This window comes from Cellulomonas xiejunii (genome assembly GCF_024508315.1).
GTDB lineage: Bacteria > Actinomycetota > Actinomycetes > Actinomycetales > Cellulomonadaceae > Cellulomonas > Cellulomonas xiejunii.
This window is the reverse complement of sequence record NZ_CP101987.1, coordinates 2,588,462-2,605,418: the sequence shown is the minus strand read 5'-3', so window position 1 is coordinate 2,605,418 and position 16,957 is coordinate 2,588,462. Positions and strand designations below refer to the sequence as shown.

The 16,957-nt window shown below is 75.4% G+C and carries 16 protein-coding genes; 10 read left to right on the top strand and 6 right to left on the bottom strand.

All coding sequences use genetic code 11. The annotated features are described in order from the left end of the window. Window positions 1–132: 132 nt before the first annotated feature. From NP048_RS11885 to NP048_RS11870, 4 genes are read left to right on the top strand one after another with little or no spacing between them, the layout of a single operon-like run. Entirely contained in the window at window positions 133–885 is a 753-nt protein-coding gene (locus NP048_RS11885; RefSeq protein WP_227575806.1) for a glycosyltransferase family 2 protein, read from the top strand. Next, window positions 882–1,286 (top strand): DUF2304 domain-containing protein, encoded by a 405-nt coding sequence (locus tag NP048_RS11880; protein ID WP_227575805.1) that lies wholly within the window; start codon window positions 882–884, stop codon window positions 1,284–1,286. Before NP048_RS11885 ends, NP048_RS11880 begins: the two co-directional genes overlap by 4 nt. Further along, complete coding sequence (locus NP048_RS11875; protein ID WP_227575804.1) at window positions 1,283–2,572, top strand: MATE family efflux transporter; 1,290 nt, start codon at window positions 1,283–1,285, stop codon at window positions 2,570–2,572. Before NP048_RS11880 ends, NP048_RS11875 begins: the two co-directional genes overlap by 4 nt. Next, window positions 2,565–3,593 carry a glycosyltransferase family 2 protein gene (locus NP048_RS11870; RefSeq protein WP_227575803.1) on the top strand — a complete coding sequence of 343 codons (1,029 nt, stop codon included), beginning with the start codon at window positions 2,565–2,567 and terminating at the stop codon, window positions 3,591–3,593. The genes NP048_RS11875 and NP048_RS11870 overlap by 8 nt, the downstream gene beginning before the upstream one ends. A gap of 46 nt (window positions 3,594–3,639) precedes the next feature. On the opposite strand, the gene NP048_RS11865 is transcribed toward NP048_RS11870, so the two are convergent. Beyond that, window positions 3,640–4,257, bottom strand: coding sequence for a dTDP-4-dehydrorhamnose 3,5-epimerase family protein (locus NP048_RS11865; protein ID WP_227575802.1), 618 nt, complete (start codon window positions 4,255–4,257; stop codon window positions 3,640–3,642). A gap of 99 nt (window positions 4,258–4,356) precedes the next feature. On the opposite strand from NP048_RS11865, the gene rfbD reads away from it, so the two are divergent. Beyond that, window positions 4,357–5,220 carry a dTDP-4-dehydrorhamnose reductase gene (gene rfbD, locus NP048_RS11860; protein ID WP_227575801.1) on the top strand — a complete coding sequence of 288 codons (864 nt, stop codon included), beginning with the start codon at window positions 4,357–4,359 and terminating at the stop codon, window positions 5,218–5,220. Between the two features lie 11 nt (window positions 5,221–5,231). Here the strand turns inward: rfbD and NP048_RS11855 are convergent, their stop codons facing one another. The 3 genes from NP048_RS11855 to NP048_RS11845 form a co-directional block, all read right to left on the bottom strand. Then, on the bottom strand, window positions 5,232–7,157 hold the full coding sequence (locus tag NP048_RS11855) for a hypothetical protein (RefSeq protein ID WP_227575800.1): 1,926 nt from the start codon (window positions 7,155–7,157) through the stop codon (window positions 5,232–5,234). Window positions 7,158–7,197: 40 nt separating this feature from the next. Beyond that, on the bottom strand, window positions 7,198–8,070 hold the full coding sequence (gene rfbA, locus NP048_RS11850) for a glucose-1-phosphate thymidylyltransferase RfbA (RefSeq protein ID WP_227575799.1): 873 nt from the start codon (window positions 8,068–8,070) through the stop codon (window positions 7,198–7,200). A gap of 65 nt (window positions 8,071–8,135) precedes the next feature. Beyond that, window positions 8,136–8,867, bottom strand: coding sequence for a TIGR03089 family protein (locus NP048_RS11845; RefSeq protein ID WP_227575798.1), 732 nt, complete (start codon window positions 8,865–8,867; stop codon window positions 8,136–8,138). A gap of 262 nt (window positions 8,868–9,129) precedes the next feature. On the opposite strand from NP048_RS11845, the gene NP048_RS11840 reads away from it, so the two are divergent. The 3 genes from NP048_RS11840 (at window position 9,130) to NP048_RS11830 (ending at window position 14,739) form a co-directional block, all read left to right on the top strand. Then, window positions 9,130–9,456: a WhiB family transcriptional regulator gene (locus NP048_RS11840; RefSeq protein ID WP_284439701.1), complete on the top strand. Its 327-nt coding sequence runs from the start codon at window positions 9,130–9,132 to the stop codon at window positions 9,454–9,456. 76 nt (window positions 9,457–9,532) lie between these two features. Then, a complete protein-coding gene (locus NP048_RS11835) occupies window positions 9,533–13,162 on the top strand; it encodes a glycosyltransferase (RefSeq protein WP_227575797.1) in 3,630 nt (1,209 codons plus the stop codon). Next, complete coding sequence (locus tag NP048_RS11830) at window positions 13,159–14,739, top strand: DUF5719 family protein (RefSeq protein WP_227575796.1); 1,581 nt, start codon at window positions 13,159–13,161, stop codon at window positions 14,737–14,739. Before NP048_RS11835 ends, NP048_RS11830 begins: the two co-directional genes overlap by 4 nt. 12 nt (window positions 14,740–14,751) lie before the next feature. On the opposite strand, the gene NP048_RS11825 is transcribed toward NP048_RS11830, so the two are convergent. After that, window positions 14,752–15,660 carry a glycosyltransferase family 2 protein gene (locus NP048_RS11825; protein ID WP_227575795.1) on the bottom strand — a complete coding sequence of 303 codons (909 nt, stop codon included), beginning with the start codon at window positions 15,658–15,660 and terminating at the stop codon, window positions 14,752–14,754. Between the two features lie 25 nt (window positions 15,661–15,685). Beyond that, window positions 15,686–16,147: a metallopeptidase family protein gene (locus tag NP048_RS11820; RefSeq protein ID WP_227576008.1), complete on the bottom strand. Its 462-nt coding sequence runs from the start codon at window positions 16,145–16,147 to the stop codon at window positions 15,686–15,688. Between the two features lie 157 nt (window positions 16,148–16,304). Here NP048_RS11820 and NP048_RS11815 point away from each other — a divergent pair, with 157 nt between their 5' ends. Together NP048_RS11815 and NP048_RS11810 are read left to right on the top strand one after the other, a co-directional pair. Next, window positions 16,305–16,694, top strand: coding sequence for a DUF3499 domain-containing protein (locus tag NP048_RS11815; protein WP_227575794.1), 390 nt, complete (start codon window positions 16,305–16,307; stop codon window positions 16,692–16,694). After that, the gene (locus NP048_RS11810; protein WP_227575793.1) at window positions 16,691–16,945 is read left to right on the top strand and encodes a hypothetical protein; all 255 of its coding nucleotides are present in this window, start codon (window positions 16,691–16,693) and stop codon (window positions 16,943–16,945) included. The genes NP048_RS11815 and NP048_RS11810 overlap by 4 nt, the downstream gene beginning before the upstream one ends. Window positions 16,946–16,957 lie beyond the last annotated feature (12 nt).

The following is a 16,957-nucleotide window of genomic DNA, read 5'->3' as shown; positions in this document are numbered from 1 at the left end:
CGGGCGGTGTCCTCCCGGGGCGGGGTGCGGTCGTCGGACGCCGACGACCGTCGGCCAGTGTAGGGCGGCGGCCGTTCCCGTCTCCGCCGCGAGGAGCACGACCCGCCGGGGGCCCACCGACTGCGCGGTAAGGTGTCGGCCGTGTCCGTACCCCCTGATGCCCGCGTGCTGGTGGTCCTGCCCGCGTGGAACGAGCGGGAGTCCCTTCCGGGGGTCCTCGCCGAGATCCGCGAGCACCTGCCTGACGTGGCCGTCCTCGTCGTCGACGACGGGTCCCACGACGGCACCGCGGCGGTGGCCCGGTCCCACGGCGTCGACGTCCTCGAGCTCCCCTTCAACCTCGGCGTCGGTGGCGCCATGCGTGCGGGCTTCCGGTACGCCCTCGAGCAGGGGTACCCGATGGTCGTCCAGGTCGACGCGGACGGGCAGCACGACCCCCGCGACGTCCCGCGGATCGTCGAGCGGCTCGCGGACGCCGACATCGTCATCGGGGCGAGGTTCGCCGGCACGGGGGAGTACGAGGCGCGCGGGCCGCGACGATGGGCCATGCGGGTGCTCGCCGGTGTCCTGAGCCGCGTCGCGTCGACCCGGCTCACGGACACCACCTCCGGCTTCCGCGGTGCCGGCCCGCGTGCCGTCGAGCTCTTCGCCCTGCACTACCCGGCCGAGTACCTGGGTGACACCGTGGAGTCGCTCGTGATCGCCGCCCGCAACGGCCTGCGCATCGAGCAGATCGGCGTGTCGATGCGCGAGCGGTCGGCCGGCCGGCCGTCCCAGAGCCCGCTGAAGGCCGCCGTGTACCTCGCCCGTGCCTGTCTGGCTCTCGTCATCTCGCTCGGCCGCCGTCGCGAGCGGCTCGTCCCGTCGGAGGCGGCAGTCGTATGAACGGCCACCTGTTCGCCCTGCTCGGGGCTCTGGTCACGCTGGCGTTCATGTTCGAGCTGCTGCGGCGTCGCCGGCTGCGCGAGAAGTACGCGGGGTTCTGGATCGTCACGGCGCTCGTCGTCCTGGTCGCGGCCGTCTTCCCCGGCATCACCGAGTGGCTGGCGACCTTGGTCGGCATCACCACCCCGGTGAACCTCATCTTCTTCCTCGGCCTCCTGGTGCTGCTCGTGGTCTGCGTCCAGATCAGCGCGGAGGTCAGCGAGCTCGAGCACGAGAACCAGGCGCTGGCGGAGCAGACGGCGCTGCTGCGGCTGCGGCTGGAGCGTCTCGAGCGCGCCGTCGAGGACGCGGGTGTCCGGGAGGTCTCCCCGATTCCGGACGTCGACGGCGACGCCCGGTGACGGCTGCCGCCGAAACCGCGCCTCGCGGGCTCGGTGAACGGTGGGGGTTCCTCGCCGTCGCCGCCGGACTGGGGCTGTACGGCCTCGGCAGCTACGCGTTCATCAACCTGGCCGGCCTCGCTCTCGGGCCCGAGCTCTTCGCGCCGCTGGGGATCGTCTGGACGCTCGTCAACGCCGTCGGCATCGGGCTGTTCCTCCCGCTCGAGCAGGAGCTGGGCCGCACGACGGCGTCGCTGCGGGCGCGTGGGCAGGGCAACGCCGCCGCCGTGCGGGTGGTGCTCGGCGCGGGGGGTGCGCTCCTCGCGACCGTGAGCGTCCTGGCGCTCGTGGCGTGGCCCGCGCTGACCGCGCGGCTGCTGCACGGCTACGCGGTCCTCGTGCCGCTGCTCGTCGCGTCGCTCGCCGCGATGGCCGTGGCGTACGCGGTCCGCGGGCTGCTCGCCGGGAACGGGCGGTACCCGGCCTACGGCGCCCAGATGGCCGTCGACGGCGTCCTGCGTGTCGTCGGGGCGGCGGTCCTCGCGGGACTGGGTGTCGAGGAGGTGGGTGCGTACGCTGCGGTCCTCGTCGTGGCGCCGCTCGTCGCGGTCGTCACCACGACACGCTCCAGGGGCCTGGTCCTGCCCGGCAGACCCGTCGAGCGCGGCGCCGTGCGGCGCGCGTTCGCGATGCTGGTGGTCGCCTCGCTCGCGTCCCAGGTCCTCGCGAACATCGGGCCCGTCATCGTGCAGCTGCGCGCCCTGCCGGAGGAGGCCGCCGACACGGGCCAGTTCACCGCGGCCCTCGTCATCGCGCGGGTCCCGCTGTTCGTGTTCGCCGCGGTCCAGGCCGTTCTGCTTCCGGGCCTCGCCGTCCTGCGGGGCCGAGGGGACATGCGCGGGTTTCGTCGCCGCCTCGTCGTGGTCACGGCGGTGACCGGGGCGCTCGCGGGCGTGGGGACGGTCGCAGTCTGGGCGTGGGGCGACACGCTCCTGCCGCTGATGTTCGGCGAGCGGTTCGAGATCGGCCGTGACGTGATCACGCTCATCGCGCTGTCCGGCGGGCTGTTCATGCTCGCCCAGGTGGCCGCCCAGGCGCTGCTCGCGCTCTCGGGCGAGCGCGCCGTGGGCCTGGGCTGGGTCGTCGGTCTGGCTGCGCTCGTCCTGGCGGCACTCGTGCCCGGGCCCGCCGTGACGGTGGGTGCCGTCGCTCTCGTCGTCGGGTCCGCCGTGGCGTTGCTGGGTCTCACCGGCGCGCTGCTCGTCGCGCTGCGTGGCGCCACGACCGCGGAGGTCGGTCATGACTGACAGCGCAGGGCCGGAGCTCGACGTCGTGGTGCTCGCCTACGGCGACGAGCCGTACCTGGACGCGGCGCTCACCGCCGTCGCGGCGTCGGCGGGCGTGCGTCCGCGGATCGTCCTGGTCGACAACGGGACCACGCGGGACGACCTCGACGAGCTCTGCGCCCGCACGGGTGCGACGCTGCTGCGTCCGGGCCGCAACCTGGGCTTCACCGGCGGGGTGAACCGCGGGCTCGCCGAGGGCGCCGCGCCGTACGTCGCGCTGGTCAACAGCGACGCGATCGTCGCACCCGACGCACTCGCCCGCCTCGTCGCGGTGGCCGCCGAGCCGGAGGTCGGCATCGCGTCCGGTGACATCCGCCTCGCGGACGACCCGTCGACCATGAACTCCGCAGGCAACCCCGTGCACGTCCTGGGGCTCAGCTGGGCGGGCGGGCTCGGGGACCCCGCGACGCTGCACGCGGAGCCGCGCGACGTCGCCTCGGGCAGCGGCGCAGGCCTCGTCCTGCGTCGTGAGGTGTGGGAACGACTCCGTGGTTTCCCGGAGGAGTTCTTCGCCTACCAGGAGGACCTCGAGCTGAGCTGGCGGACGTGGCAGTCCGGCCTGCGGGTCCGGTACGTGCCGGGTGCTGTCGTCGTGCACCACTACGCCTTCGGGCGGCATCCCGCCAAGATGTACCTGCTGGAACGTAACCGGCTGCTGTTCGTGCTGACGACCTACGCGGGACGCACGCTCGCGCTGCTCGCGCTGCCGCTCCTGGCCTTCGAGGTCGCGATGCTCCTGGTCGCCACGCTCCAGGGGTGGGGCCGGCAGAAGCTGCGCGGCTGGACCTGGATCCTGCGGCACACCCGGTGGGTGCGCGCCCGCCGCCGCTGGGTGCAGTCGACGCGGACGGTGACGGACCGTGACCTGGCGCCGCTGTGGGTCACCCGGTTCGACCCTGCCGTGCTGCCGCTGCCCGCCGGTGCCGGGATCCTGCAGGGCGCGCTCGCCGCGTACTGGCGCGCCGTGCGTCGGCTGCTCTGAGGCCCTCCGGAGCGGACCGCTCCCGGGGACGCCCTGCCCTGCTCCGTCAGGCGCGCAGGCTCCGCAGGTAGGCGTCGACGCTCTCGACGTCGGGCAGCAGGCCGGCCGCCTGTGCCTCGGCGAGCGAGGGCGCGGCGGCGTCCTTCTCGGACAGCTGCGGTGTCAGCGGAGTGCCGTCGCGTGCCGTCGTCGGCCACGCGATGCCGATCTCCGGGTCGAGCGGGTGGATGCCGTGCTCGCGCCCCGGCGCGTACCCCCTCGAGCACAGGTACAGCACGGTCGAGTCGTCCTCGAGCGACATGAACGCGTGGCCGAGCCCTTCGCCGAGGTAGATCGCGCGGCGGTCGGTGTCGTCGAGGAGGACCGAGTCCCACTGCCCGAAGGTCGGTGACCCGACGCGGATGTCCACCACGACGTCCAGCACGGCGCCCTTCGTGCACGTGACGTACTTCGCCTGACCGGGAGGCACGTCGGCGAAGTGCAGCCCGCGCAGGACCCCGGCCGCCGAGACGGAGCAGTTCGCCTGCTGCAGGTCGAACGGGTGCCCCACGGCCTCGACGAACGGGCCCGACTTGAAGCACTCGAGGAAGACGCCTCGGGGGTCGCCGTGCTGCAGGGGCGTGATCTCCCACGCCCCGGGAACGCTCAGCTCGCGGTAGTGCACGTCGGATCCCTCTCGATGGTCGTCTGGGCCGTACCCACCCTAGCGGCGGTGGTCGACGGGTAAGGTGAGCCGCCGTCGATGTGGGACAGAGGAGAACGCGTGCGCTGGGTGGTCATGGGCAGTGCCGGGATGCTCGGCACGGACGTCGTCGCGACGGCTCGCGCGGCAGGGCACGACGTGGTCGCTCACGACCGCGCGACGGTCGACATCCTCGACCCCGTCGCGGTCGCCCGTGCCCTCGAGGGCGCCGACGTCGTCGTGAACTGCGCGGCCTGGACTGCGGTCGACCTCGCGGAGGAGCGCGAGTCCGAGGCCTTCGGGGTGAACGCGACGGGGCCGCAGGTGCTCGCGCGGTGCGCCGCTGCGGTCGGCGCGCGGATCGTCCAGATCTCGACGGACTACGTCTTCCCCGGGGACGCGTCCGCGCCCTACAGCGAGACCGACCTGGCCGCACCGCGCTCGGCGTACGGGCGCACCAAGCTCGCGGGGGAGTGGGCGGTGCGGGCGGAGGCCCCCGACCACCTCGTCGTGCGCACGGCCTGGCTCTACGGCGCGTCGGGGGGCTGCTTCCCCCGCACGATCGTGCGGGCGATGGCGAACCGCGGGGCGCTGACGGTGGTGTCCGACCAGGTGGGCCAGCCCACCTGGGCGAAGGACGTCGCGGACCTCGTGCTCCGTCTGGTCGCCGCAGGAGCGCCCTCCGGCACCTACCACGGCACGGCGTCGGGATCGACGTCGTGGCACGGGTTCGCGCAGGAGGCCGTCGCGGCGGCGGGTCTCGACCGTGACGCGGTGACGCCCGTCTCGAGTGCCGAGTACGCGCAGGCGGCGCCGCGTCCTGCTTACTCCGTCCTCGGGCACGACGCCCTCGAGCGGATCGGGGTCGCCCCCATCGGTGACTGGCGCGAGCGGTGGCAGGTCGCCGCGGACGAGGTCCTGGCAGGAGTCCTGGACGCGGGCTGACGCCAGGGCTGCTACCAGGACACGACGGCTGCGTCGTCCACGAGGTCGGCCACGACGGCCGGCACGTCCTGGGGTGCGACGACGACGAGCCAGCCGCGCTCGGTCACCGTGCGCGCGACCTCGTCAGGCGTCGACGTACCCATCAGGACCGAGGCGTCCGCCTCGGTCCCGGTGGTCCAGGTGCCCGTCAGCGCGAGGAACCACTGCTGCGCGTTCACGGGGTGCAGGGTGGGCGAGGCCTGCAGGAACACGGCGGGTGCGGCTGCGGTCGCGGCGGCGTCGCTCGCAGCGATGAGGTCGGCCGCGGTGGCGACCAGTGCCGGGTCGGCGGGGTAGGCGCCGGTGGCGCGTCCCAGGACGCCGTGGACCTGGAGGAGCGCGACGCACCCGATCGCGACGGCCCCTGCTGTGCGCAGGCGGTCACGGCGCGGTCGGACGACCGGCGCAGCAGCAGGACCGCGCAGCACCGCAGCCGCAGCCAGCGCGACCGAGGACATCATCGCCAGCCCGAGCACGAGCTTCCAGAAGTAGTACGACAGCTCACCCGCGGTCAGGAGCTGGAGCGCACCCACGGCGGCCGCGCTCACCACACCGACCATGACGACACCCGCCACGGCCGGCAGCCGCCGGTTCCCGCCGGGCGCGAGGCACAGCGCCACTGCCCCCGCGATGATCGCCAGCGCGAGCCCCGCGTGGGGGATCGCGATCCCGCCGGGGATGACGAGGACCTCGGTCGCGTCGAGCGAGCGCAACGTCGCGGCCGTCTGCAGGGCGCCCGCACAGGTCGCGACGGCGACCATGGCGACCGCCGCCCATCGGGCCGGGGTCCCGCGCCACGCGCTGCGACCGCGGCCCATGACGACGAGTGCGACGGCGGGTACTGCCACGACGCACAGCAGCGCCCAGCTCTGGGCGACGCCGACGAGCAGCCCGCACGCCGCCGCCATCGGCAACGGGAGGGTCACGCGGGGCACTGTGAACGCCAGGAGGACCGCCGCACCCGCGGCGGCGGCGGCGAGCACGAGGTTGGGGAACCCCGCGGCCGCCGCGTAGGCGCCCGGGCCCAGGAGGAACACGCCGGCGACGCCGGCGGCGGACAGGGTGAGCGCCACGGGGCGCCGGGTGGCGGTCGGCAGCGCGCACAGACCCGCGACGAGGATGACGGCGGCGGCGCCCAGCGCGACCGCGTGGGCGTGCACGAACAGCACGAGCTCCTCACCCGTCGGGCGGATGGCGGGGGCCATCAGCTCCACGAGCGTCGCCACGACGGCGTGGTACCCCTGGGGGTAGTCCGCGAACTTCCAGGTCTCCCCGGAGGGAGCGGCACCGAGGGCCGGCATCACGGCGCCGTGCCTGCGCAGCATGAGCACCATGTCGGCGTGTGCGGACGAGTCCCACGCGGGCAGCAGACGAGCCAGCGCCTCAGGCCCCGTGCGCACCGCGAGCAGTCCGCGCGTCGTGACGACGGCCAACCCTGCGGTGGCCGCGATCAGCAGGTCGACGGACCGCCACTGCGGCAGCAGCAGGTCGCGGGTGCGGGCGGCGACGCGGGTCGGTCCCTGCCAGGTCGCGATCGTGACGACCGCCCCCGTCACGCAGGCGAGCAGGGCGCCCGCGCGTCCGACGGTGCCCAGCGGCAGGTCGACCCACCACAGCGCCGGCACGAGCCCGGCGGTCAGGCCTGCGGCCAGCAGGAGGCGTCGGGCACCGAGTCGGGACGTCGGCAGGGCGAGCACCACCACGACCGTGACGGCGAGCGCCGCCCACCCCTCCAGGAGCCCGGCACCGCGCAGCGCGACGACGCCCGTCGCGGCGAGCGCTCCGGCGCCCAGGGCGACGCTGCGGTCGACGACGGTGCGTCGCGGCGGGGCGGGGGCGAGTACACGAAGGGTCCCGCGGGGGGCTGTTCCGGGCCTGGCGGCCGACAGGTCGAGCACGTTCCGTCCGTTCGCCGGGACGTCACGCGCCGCCGGCAGGTCAGGGGCGCTCTCCGTCCAGCAGCCCGAGCAGGTACGAACCGTATCCGGACTTGACGAGCTTCTGGGCACGGTTGCGCAGACCGTCGTCCGAGAGGAATCCTCGCCGCCACGCGACCTCCTCGGGGGCGCCGATCTTCAGGCCCTGGCGGTGCTCGATCGTGCGGACGTAGTCGGACGCCTCGAGCAGGGAGTCGAACGTCCCCGTGTCGAGCCACGCGGTGCCGCGGGGCAGGACGCCGACCTGCAGGCGCCCCTGCTCGAGGTACACGCGGTTGACGTCGGTGATCTCGTACTCGCCGCGCGCGGACGGCGCGAGGTCCTTGGCGATCGCCAGGACGTCGTTGTCGTAGAAGTACAGGCCGGGCACCGCGTAGTTGCTCTTCGGCCGGGCCGGCTTCTCCTCGAGCGACAGCGCCCGACCCTCGTCGTCGAACTCCACGACGCCGTAGGCCGTGGGATCGGCCACCCGGTAGGCGAACACCGCGCCGCCGTCGATGTCGCCGAACCGCTGGAGCTGGGAGCCGAGGCCCGGCCCGTAGAAGATGTTGTCGCCCAGCACGAGGGCCGCGCTGTCGTTGCCGATGAAGTCCGCGCCGAGCACGAACGCCTGGGCCAGCCCGTTCGGCTGCTCCTGGACCGTGTAGCTGATGGAGATGCCGAACTGCGAGCCGTCACCGAGCAGCCGGTGGAACTGCTCGGCGTCGTGGGGCGTCGTGATCACCAGGACGTCGCGGATCCCCGCGAGGATCAACGTCGACAGCGGGTAGTAGATCATCGGCTTGTCGTACACCGGGACGAGCTGCTTGGAGACGCCGAGCGTGATGGGGTGCAGCCGGGTGCCCGAGCCGCCGGCCAAGATGATTCCGCGCATGGCACATCAGTCTGCCGCATCCGCTGCGCCCCTGGTCCCGGCGCGGTGCGCGGGGTGACGGGCGCTCAGACCCTGTCGTCGGTGACGTTCTCGGGGCCCAGCACGCGCGCACGCCGCGCGGGGTCGGACCGCAGCTCCGCGGCGACGCCCGGCTCCACCAGGACGACGGAGCCGTCGGACGCCCACGTCGTCAGCGCGGTGCGCACGACGGTGCTCAGGTCGTCCCCGGCGATGGCCACGCGTCGTCCGTCCGGCTCCGCGGGCCCCGTGGTCAGCAACCGGTCGTGGGCGACGGTCGTCCCGTCGGCGACCAGGGCGGGGGCGTCCGGCACGAGCGCGGGTGCCCACACGACGACGTCGGGCTGCGACAGGACCGCAGCACCGTCGACGGCGTCACCCGGCAGGTCGGGCCCGAACCCGCGGGCGAGCGCGGGCAGCGCGACGGCGACGACGAGCGACCCGGCCGGAGCCTGCGCGGGGCGGTCGGTCACGACGACGTCCGCGTCCTGCGCGTCGACGACGACGCACGCACCGCACCGCCACACCGCGAGCGCCCACACGAGCGTGCGCCAGTGCGCGGGAAGGTCGAGCCGCACGCGGACGAGGGGGGCGGCGTCGACCTCGTCGACGAGGAGGTTGGTCGTCTTGCTCACCCAGTTGGCGAGGACCGCGCCGGACAGCTCGACGCGTTCGCCACCGCTGCCGTACCAGGTGATCCGCGGCCTGCCGGGGTCGCGCTGCAGGAGCGCCAGGAGGGCCTCGACGTCGGCGGGCGGGCGGGGGGTCGGGGTCGCCATGGGGCCCAAGGCTAGACTCGCGGGCACGCCACGCCGACGTCACAGAAGTTTCACCCGGACAACTCGGGCAGATAGCACGTCTCCGGTTGACGAGCGCGAACGACACGCGTGTAATTCGAGACAACTGATTCATCGACGCGCTCCACCGTCGCGGCTCGGATGCCGCACCGATCGGGTCGACAGCGATCAGCCGGACCACGGCGCACCTGGCGGCACCCGGCGAGCACGAGCACCACCGAGCACGACATCTGCGGAGGCACGTATGTGGCACCTGCTCGACGACGAGAGCTTCCCGAACGACGTCGCCACCACCGCACCCGTCGAGCCGTCGAACGTGCTGCCGATCTTCGGCACGCCGGACGACGACGGTGTCATGGGATGGCAGGAGCGCGCCCTGTGCGCGCAGACGGACCCCGAGGCGTTCTTCCCCGAGAAGGGCGGCTCGACGCGTGAGGCGAAGAAGGTCTGCACGCAGTGCGACGTGCGCTCCGAGTGCCTCGAGTACGCGCTCGCCAACGACGAGCGCTTCGGCATCTGGGGCGGGCTGTCCGAGCGTGAGCGTCGCAAGCTGAAGCGGCGCGTGGTCTGACGGTGCTGCCTGGGGCGCGCCACGCCCGGGCGGCCTGCGGCTCGTCGCGCCCTCACGGCGGCATGATGGCGCGAGCATGACTGACACGCTGTCCCCCGTGGACCACATCACGACCGCCGCGGTACCGGTGACGACGCCGGTGACCGCGGTCGTGGTGACCCGCGGCGCCACGCGCTACCTCATGGTGACGCTGCGCGCGCTCGCGCTCCAGACGCGCCGTCCGATGCGGGTCCTCGTCGTCGACGTCGCCCCGCGGGACGAGCACGTGGGCGCCCTGCTCGACGAGGCGTTCGCAGGTGCGGTGACGGGGCCGCGGTTGTCAGCCGTGCACGCACCGCGCGCCCGGACGTTCGGTGAGGCGGTGCGCGCGGGGCTGGAGATGCTCGCGCAGGCGGGTGGCGAGCGCCCGACGACCTGGCTGTGGCTGCTCCACGACGACAGCGCGCCGGCACCGGACGCGCTGGCGCGCCTGGTGCGGACGGTGTCGAACGCGCCCTCGGTGGTCGTCGCCGGGTGCAAGCAGCGCACCTGGACCGACCCGGAGCGCCTGCTGGAGGTCGGTGTCCGCACGACACGCTCCGGGCGGCGGATGACGGACGTCGAACCCGGTGAGCTCGACCAGGGCCAGCACGACGGACGTACGGACGTGCTCGGTGTCGGGCTCGCCGGTGCGCTCGTGCGTCGTGACGTGTGGGACGCGCTGGGCGGCACGGACCCGGCGCTCGGGCCGTACGGCGACGGGCTCGACCTGTCGCGCCGGGCACGGCTCGCGGGGCACCGCGTCGTCGTCGTGCCGGACGCGGTCGTGCGCCACGCGCAGGCCGCGTACCACGGTCTGCGGCCGGCACGCGGGGGACCGTCCCGGGGCCAGGACCTGCTCGGCACGGAGGTCGACCTCGACGGGGACGGTGAGCCGGACACGGCCGACCCGACCCGCTCGTTCGCGGCACGCCGCCGGTCGCTCCTGCACCAGCGGCTCGTGGGTGCACCGCTGCCGCTGGTGCCGGTCGTGGTCCTGCTCACGCTGGCGGCGGCCGTGGTGCGCAGCCTCGGGCAGGTCGCCGCGAAGCACCCGCAGCTGGCCGTGGCCGAGCTGCGGGTGGCGCTCCTGGCGCTGCTGCGAGCCGGGGAGGTCGTCCGGGCGCGGCGGCGGGCACGGGCGACGAGCGTCGTGCCGCGCCGGACACTTCGCCCGCTGCAGGCGACGTGGCGCGACGTGTGGCGTCAGACGCGCGACCGTCGGCTCGCACGACTGGAGACGCGCCGCGCCGGTCGGGCGCCCAGCGAGCTCGAGCTGCGCGAGCTCGCCGCGGCCGCGACCCGGCGCCGCACCACGCTCGCGGTCGTCGTCGGCCTGCTGGCCCTCCTCTCGGCGACCGCGGTGGGCCGCCTCGTCGGCCCGGTCGCCGCCGGTGCACCCCTCGTGGGTGAGGCCCTCGCGCGCACGACGACCGACCTGAGCGACGTGTGGGCGGCTGCCACCTCGGGCTGGATCGCCGGGGGCTTCGGCGCACCCGGTCCGGCGGACCCCCTGCTGACGGTCCTCGCGGCGCTGTCCGCGCTGCTCGGTGGTGAGCTGCGCGCGGCCGTCGGGGTGGTCGTGCTCGGTGGTGTGATGCTCGCCGGCGTGGGCGCGTGGGTCGCGGCGGGGGCTGCGACGCGCTCCGTGATGGTCCGCGCCTGGGCCGCGCTGGCGTGGGCCACCGCGCCCGCGCTGCTGCTGGCGGTCGGTGACGGACGTGTGGGCGGCGTCGTGGTGCACGCAGCGCTGCCGTGGGTCGCCCTGGGGCTGGCCCGAGCCGTCGGAGTCCAGCGCGTCGACCAGGTGCTCTCGGGGGTGTCCACGGCGCGTCGCGACGACGACGGCGAGGGGGACTCCGATGCGGCAGCCGACGCGCGTTCCGCCCGGGCCGCCGCTCGCGCGAGGCACAGGCTGCACGCGGCCGCACCCGCACCCCAGGACCCTGCGGTGCGCTCGGGCGCCGAGGCGGACGTGGTGACGCCGGTCCGCGGTGTGCCCGCCGTCCCGACGCCCCGGGCGCCGGCGTCGGGCGCGGTCCTGCTGGCTGAGCCCCGCGCGACGCGGGCGCCCGCGGAGGCGACCGACGACGTGCCGACGCTCGTGGGCGCCGCCGACCCGACAGGGTCCGTCGCAGCGGCGGCTGGTGCCGCTCTCGCTCTCGCTGTCGCAGTCGCCGCCGCGCCCGTGCTGCTGCTGCCCGCGGCCGTGCTGCTCGTCGTCGTGGCGCTCGCCGTCCCGCGCTCGCGCGTGCGGGTCATCGGGGTGCTCGTCCCCACGCTCGTGCTGATGGCGCCGTTCCTCATCGAGGTCGGCAGCCGCGGCGCGGACGGTGTGCGGCTGCTGCTCTCGGACCCCGGTCCTGCGTCCGGGACGGCGCCGGCGTCGGCGCTCGCGCGGGCCCTCGGGGTGCCGGCCGACCCCACGACGCTGGTCCCCGGCTGGTTGCCGGACGTGCTCGCGTCGGCGTGGCCGTACCTCTCCGGTGCCGTCCTGCTGGTCCTCGCGGCAGCCGCGCTGCTCCGCGACCGCACGATCGCCCGGGGTGTGCGGGTGTGCTGGACGGTCGCGGCCGTGGGCATCGGCACCGGAGCGCTCGTCGCGGCGCTCCCCGCGACCACCTCGGCGGACCTCATCGCACCCGCCTGGACGGGGGCCGCGGTCTCCTTGACGACGCTCGGCCTGCTGGGGGCGGCGCTGCTCGGCAGCGACCGCCTCGCGGGAGCGCTCGTCGAGCGGTCCTTCGGCTGGCGGCAGCCCGCCGTCGCCCTCGTCACGGTCCTCGCGGTCGCGTCCGTCTCCTCCGCGGTGCTCGGATGGGCCTGGACCGCCCGGTGGGGCGACGCCGTCGACCTGCGCGCCTCGCCGGCCCCCGTCGTGCCGGTCGTCGGCCAGCAGGGTGCGCTGTCCGCGACGTCCTCGCGTGTCCTCGCGCTCGGCGTGCGGGACGACGGGTCGGTCGACTGGTCGGTGCTGCGAGCCGACGGTGACCAGCACGTCGACCACGCCGCGGTCGTCGCGACGAGCGCGGTGACCGGACCGCTCGACGCACCGCGCGCCGCGGACGTCGACCCGGCGGCTGCCGAGGTCAGTGGCCTCGCGGCCCGTCTGGTCCAGGGCGCCGCAGGCGACGTCGCACCCGCCCTGGGTGCGCTCGGGGTCGGTGACGTCCTGGTGCCGGCCGCTGCGGACGACTCGGCCGCGGCGCGCGCCGCACGCGCGCGCCTCGTCGGCGTGCTCGACGCGACCGCCGGGCTGGAGCGGGTGACGCACGAGGGCTCCAGCACGCTGTGGCGCGTCCGTGGCGCGCAGGGTGAGGTCGTCGCGTCGTGGGCCCGGCTCGTGGCCGATGCCGCCGACGTGAGGGACGCCGACGCAGCGGCCGTCGTGGTCCCGGCGGACGGCCGCACGGTCGACACCGTGGTCCCGGCGGGTGACGGCACGCGCGTCCTGGTCCTCGCCGAGCGGGCGGACGCGGGCTGGCACGCCTGGCTCGACGGGCGCAGGCTCGCCACCGTCGATGCAGGCTGGCGGCAGGCGTTCGACCTCGGCGCCGAGGGGGGCACGCTCGAGGTGCGGTACGTCGCGCCCCACCGTGCCGCCTGGATCGGCGTCCTCGGGCTGACCACGCTCGTGACCGTCCTGCTCGCCGTGCCGCTGCGGCGCCGACGAGGAGTGCGTACATGACCGTTCCGTCGACGGCCGCGACCGGCGCGGCCGCGCAGCCGCCCGAGCGACGCGGGGGGCGTGCACTGCGCGTCGCGTCGGGTCTGCTCGTCGTGGGTCTGGCGGGCGGTGCGCTCGCCGGCGCTGCCCACCTCGGCGTCGCGTCCGCCGTACCCGTGCTCGCCGACGAGGTCGAGGTCGCGCCGACGCCCGTGACGCTGCAGTGCCCCGGCCCTGTCGTGCTGCCGCAGCGGGCCGAGCGCGGCGACGCCGCGTTCGACCCGTCACCGGTGGCGCCGGACGTCACCCTCGGTGCCGTGACGGCCGCCGGGTCCGGCGCGGGCGGGCTCGCGGTCCTGCCGCTGGACGGTGAGGCAGCCGTGCTCGACCTGGAGGCCGGAGGTGGTGCGGTGCACCTCGGCGACGTCGCCGCGCCCCTGGTGGTCCGCGCGCAGCCGCTGGAGCTCTCGCCGGTCGTCGCGGCGACAGGTGCCTCGGTCGTGACCGACGGTGACGCCCGGGGGCTGGCGGCGGCGTCATGCCGGGCGCCGGGCAACGACGAGTGGTTCGTCGGCGGCTCGACCGCGGTCGGCGCGACCGCGACGCTCGTGCTCACCAACCCGGGCCTCACGGCCGCGCAGGTCGAGCTCGAGCTCTTCGGCCCCAACGGCCCGGTGGAGCCCACCACCCGGCAGCACGTCGTCGCGCCCGGTGCCACCAAGGTGGTGGACCTCGGGGGTGCTGCCGCAGACCAGGCGGCCGTGGTCGTCCACGTGACCGTCGCGGGTGGTCTGGTGGCCGCGCACGTGCAGGACACCGCGGTGCGCGGGTTCACCCCCGCCGGCACCGACCTGGTCGTCCCCGGCGTCGCGCCCTCGACCCGTCAGGTGGTCACCGGCCTCGTGGCGCCGGAGTCCGAGGTCGGCTCCGCCGACGCGCCCGCGCTCCGGCTGCTCGCCCCCGGCGACGCGGCCACGACGGCACGGGTGACGCTCCTGGGAGCCGACGGCCCGGTGGACCTGCCCGGCGCGCAGCGCGTGCCGCTGGTGGCGGGCGAGGTGACCGACGTGCCCCTCGGTGGGCTGCCGGCCGGGGTCTACACCGTCGTCGTGGACGCCGACGCCCCGGTCGTCGCGGGTGCGGTCGTGTCGAGGACCGGCGCGCCCGGTGCGCTGGACGACGAGCCGCGTGTCGAGCGCGCGTGGTCGCCCAGCACGACGCCGGGTGGTCACGGCACCGTCGCCATCCCGCGTGGCGTGCAGGCGCACGTCGTGATCGGCGCCGTCGGGCGGTCCGCCGACGACACCGATGAGGGCGCCGCGACGCTGCGGGTGCTCGGTGGCGACGGCGAGGTGCTGTCCGAGCACCGCGTGCGCGTCGACGCCGGGACGACGGGGGCCTGGGACGTGGCCGAGCTCGGCGAGGGCGCGGTGGCCGTGGAGCTAGAGCCGGGAGACGGTGTGCCCCTCGCGTGGGCCGTGGCGCTGACGGTCCAGCAGGACGACGGCCCGCTGGTCGCGACCCTGGCCCCGGTGCCCGTCGTGGACGTCAGGGCCGCGCTCGCGGTCCGACAGGACGCGCGGCTGGCGCGCGGCTGACCCCTCCCGCCCTCAGCGCGGGGAGTCGCGCAGCTGCGCCCGTTCGCGCATGCTGAGCCCCGCCCGCAGCGCCCAGCGCATCGGCGCCTGGTACCAGTGCGGGTAGCGGCGCTCGAGGTACTGCCGTGCACTCGCGTGGTGCGCCCGGATCATCGGGGCAGGTCGCTCGCGCCACGACGTGCCCCCGACGTGCGTCACGCGCACGTCGGGCACGTACAGGTTCTCCCAGCCGGCCCGGCCCAGCCGCTCGCCGAGGTCGACGTCCTCGAAGAACATGAAGTACGTCTCGTCGAAGCCGCCGACCTGCTCGAACGCCTCCCGGCGCAGGAGCAGGCACGCGCCCGACAGCCAGCCGGCCTCGCGGAGGTAGCCGCCGGTCGACTCCTGGCGCGCGTGGTAGCCGCGCGTCCACGGGTTGCCGGGCCACACCCGCGCGAAGATCGCATGACCCGCGCCCTGGCGCAGCGACGGCAGCGCGCGCGCGGACGGGTAGGTCGTGCCGTCCGTGTTGAGCAGCATCGGGCCGAGCGAGCCGGCGCTCGGCTGCTCCTCACCTGCGGCGACGAGTCGCTCGAGGGAGCCGGGCGTCCACTCGATGTCCGAGTTCGCCACGACGATCCACGGCGTGTCCGCGCCCGCCGCGCCGCGGTTCGCCGCCGCGCCGTACCCGAGGTTCGAGCCGGGCACGACGAGCTGTCCGCCGGCCTGCTCGACGACGGACTCGGCGATGGTGTGGTCGGTGCCGTTGTCGACGACGACGAGCTCGACGGGCGTGCTCGACGCGGTCGCGAGCGTCGCGGCGAAGCGGGCGAGCTCGTCGCCCGGGTGGTACACGACGCAGACGACCCGGACGAGCGGGGCAGCCGTGTCACGCGCGGGGGTTCGCACGTCGACCGGCTCGGGGGAGGGGGGCGTGGTCATCGAGCGTCACTTTAGTGCGCGGACGTCAGTGCCCGTCGTCATAGCCCGGGTCGACCTCCTCCGGGCCGCGGCCGAGGAGATGCGCCACCTGCTCGACGACGACGTCGCGCACCAGGTCCGCGAGGTCGGTGGGGTCGGCGGCGCGCGCCTCGATCGGGCGTCGGTAGACCACGATGCGGTGCGGGAGGCCGGCGTCCGCGGGGAAGTAGCGACCGAGCGGAACGCCGCCGTGCTCCCACGGTGCGGGGTTGGACGGCGGTACGTCCTCGACCGCGAACTCCGCGCCCTCGAGCTGCCGTGCCCATCGCCGCTCCAGGTCCTCGACCGCGTCGAGCACGAGGTCGTCGAACCGTTCGGCGCGCGTGCGGTACGCCGGGGCTCCCATCGGGAGCACCGGGCCGCGCAGGCCGCGCCCGCGGCGGTCGCGACGGCGCGCGGGGGCGGCGGGGCCGAGTGCGGCGACGACGTCGGCCCCCCGGCGACGCAGGGCGGGGCTGCCGGTGCCGTCACCGGAGGTGGCGGGGCGGCGGGGGCCGAACGGACTCACCCCGCCACTGTAGCCAGCGTCCCGGCACCTCCGCGGGGACCCGACACGCGGACCGTGCGCGCGACGCGGGAGGGCACGTCGGGGGTACGGTCTGCTCGTGAGATCCGTCCGGCAGTGCTCGCGCACCGCGTGCCCGCATGCCGCGGTCGCGACGCTGACCTACGTCTACGCCGACTCGACCGCCGTGCTGGGGCCGCTCGCCCAGCTCGCCGAGCCGCACTCCTACGACCTGTGCGTCGAGCACGCCGACCGGCTGACCGCCCCGCGCGGCTGGGAGGTCGTGCGGCTGCTCCCCGACGTCCAGGCGGCGGCGCCGAGCCACGACGACCTGGTCGCCCTCGCCGAGGCGGTGCGGGAGGCGGGACGTCGGCGCGCCCCCGACCCGACCCCGACGCTGGAGCCGGTGGCTGCCCCCGCCCTCGACACGGCGCGCCGTCGTGGCCACCTGAGGGTCGTGCCCGGGTCGGCGCAGGGGGAGCAGTCGTGAGCGCCCCTCGCGACCGTCGTCCGCCGGCGGACGAGCCCCTCGGGTCGATCACCCGGCCCGTCGTCGACGACTCCGACATCGCTCCCGTCTGCTACGCCTGCGGGGCGGTCGACCTCACGCGGCTGCGGGTCGCCCTGCCCGCCGGGCGCCCCGCGGTGTTCGCGTCCTGCCCGGACTGCGAGGCAACGGCCTGGTTCGTCGTCGACGGGGACGGACGTGCACTCGGCCCCGACGGCCTCCCGCGCGCCTGACGCGGCGACCGC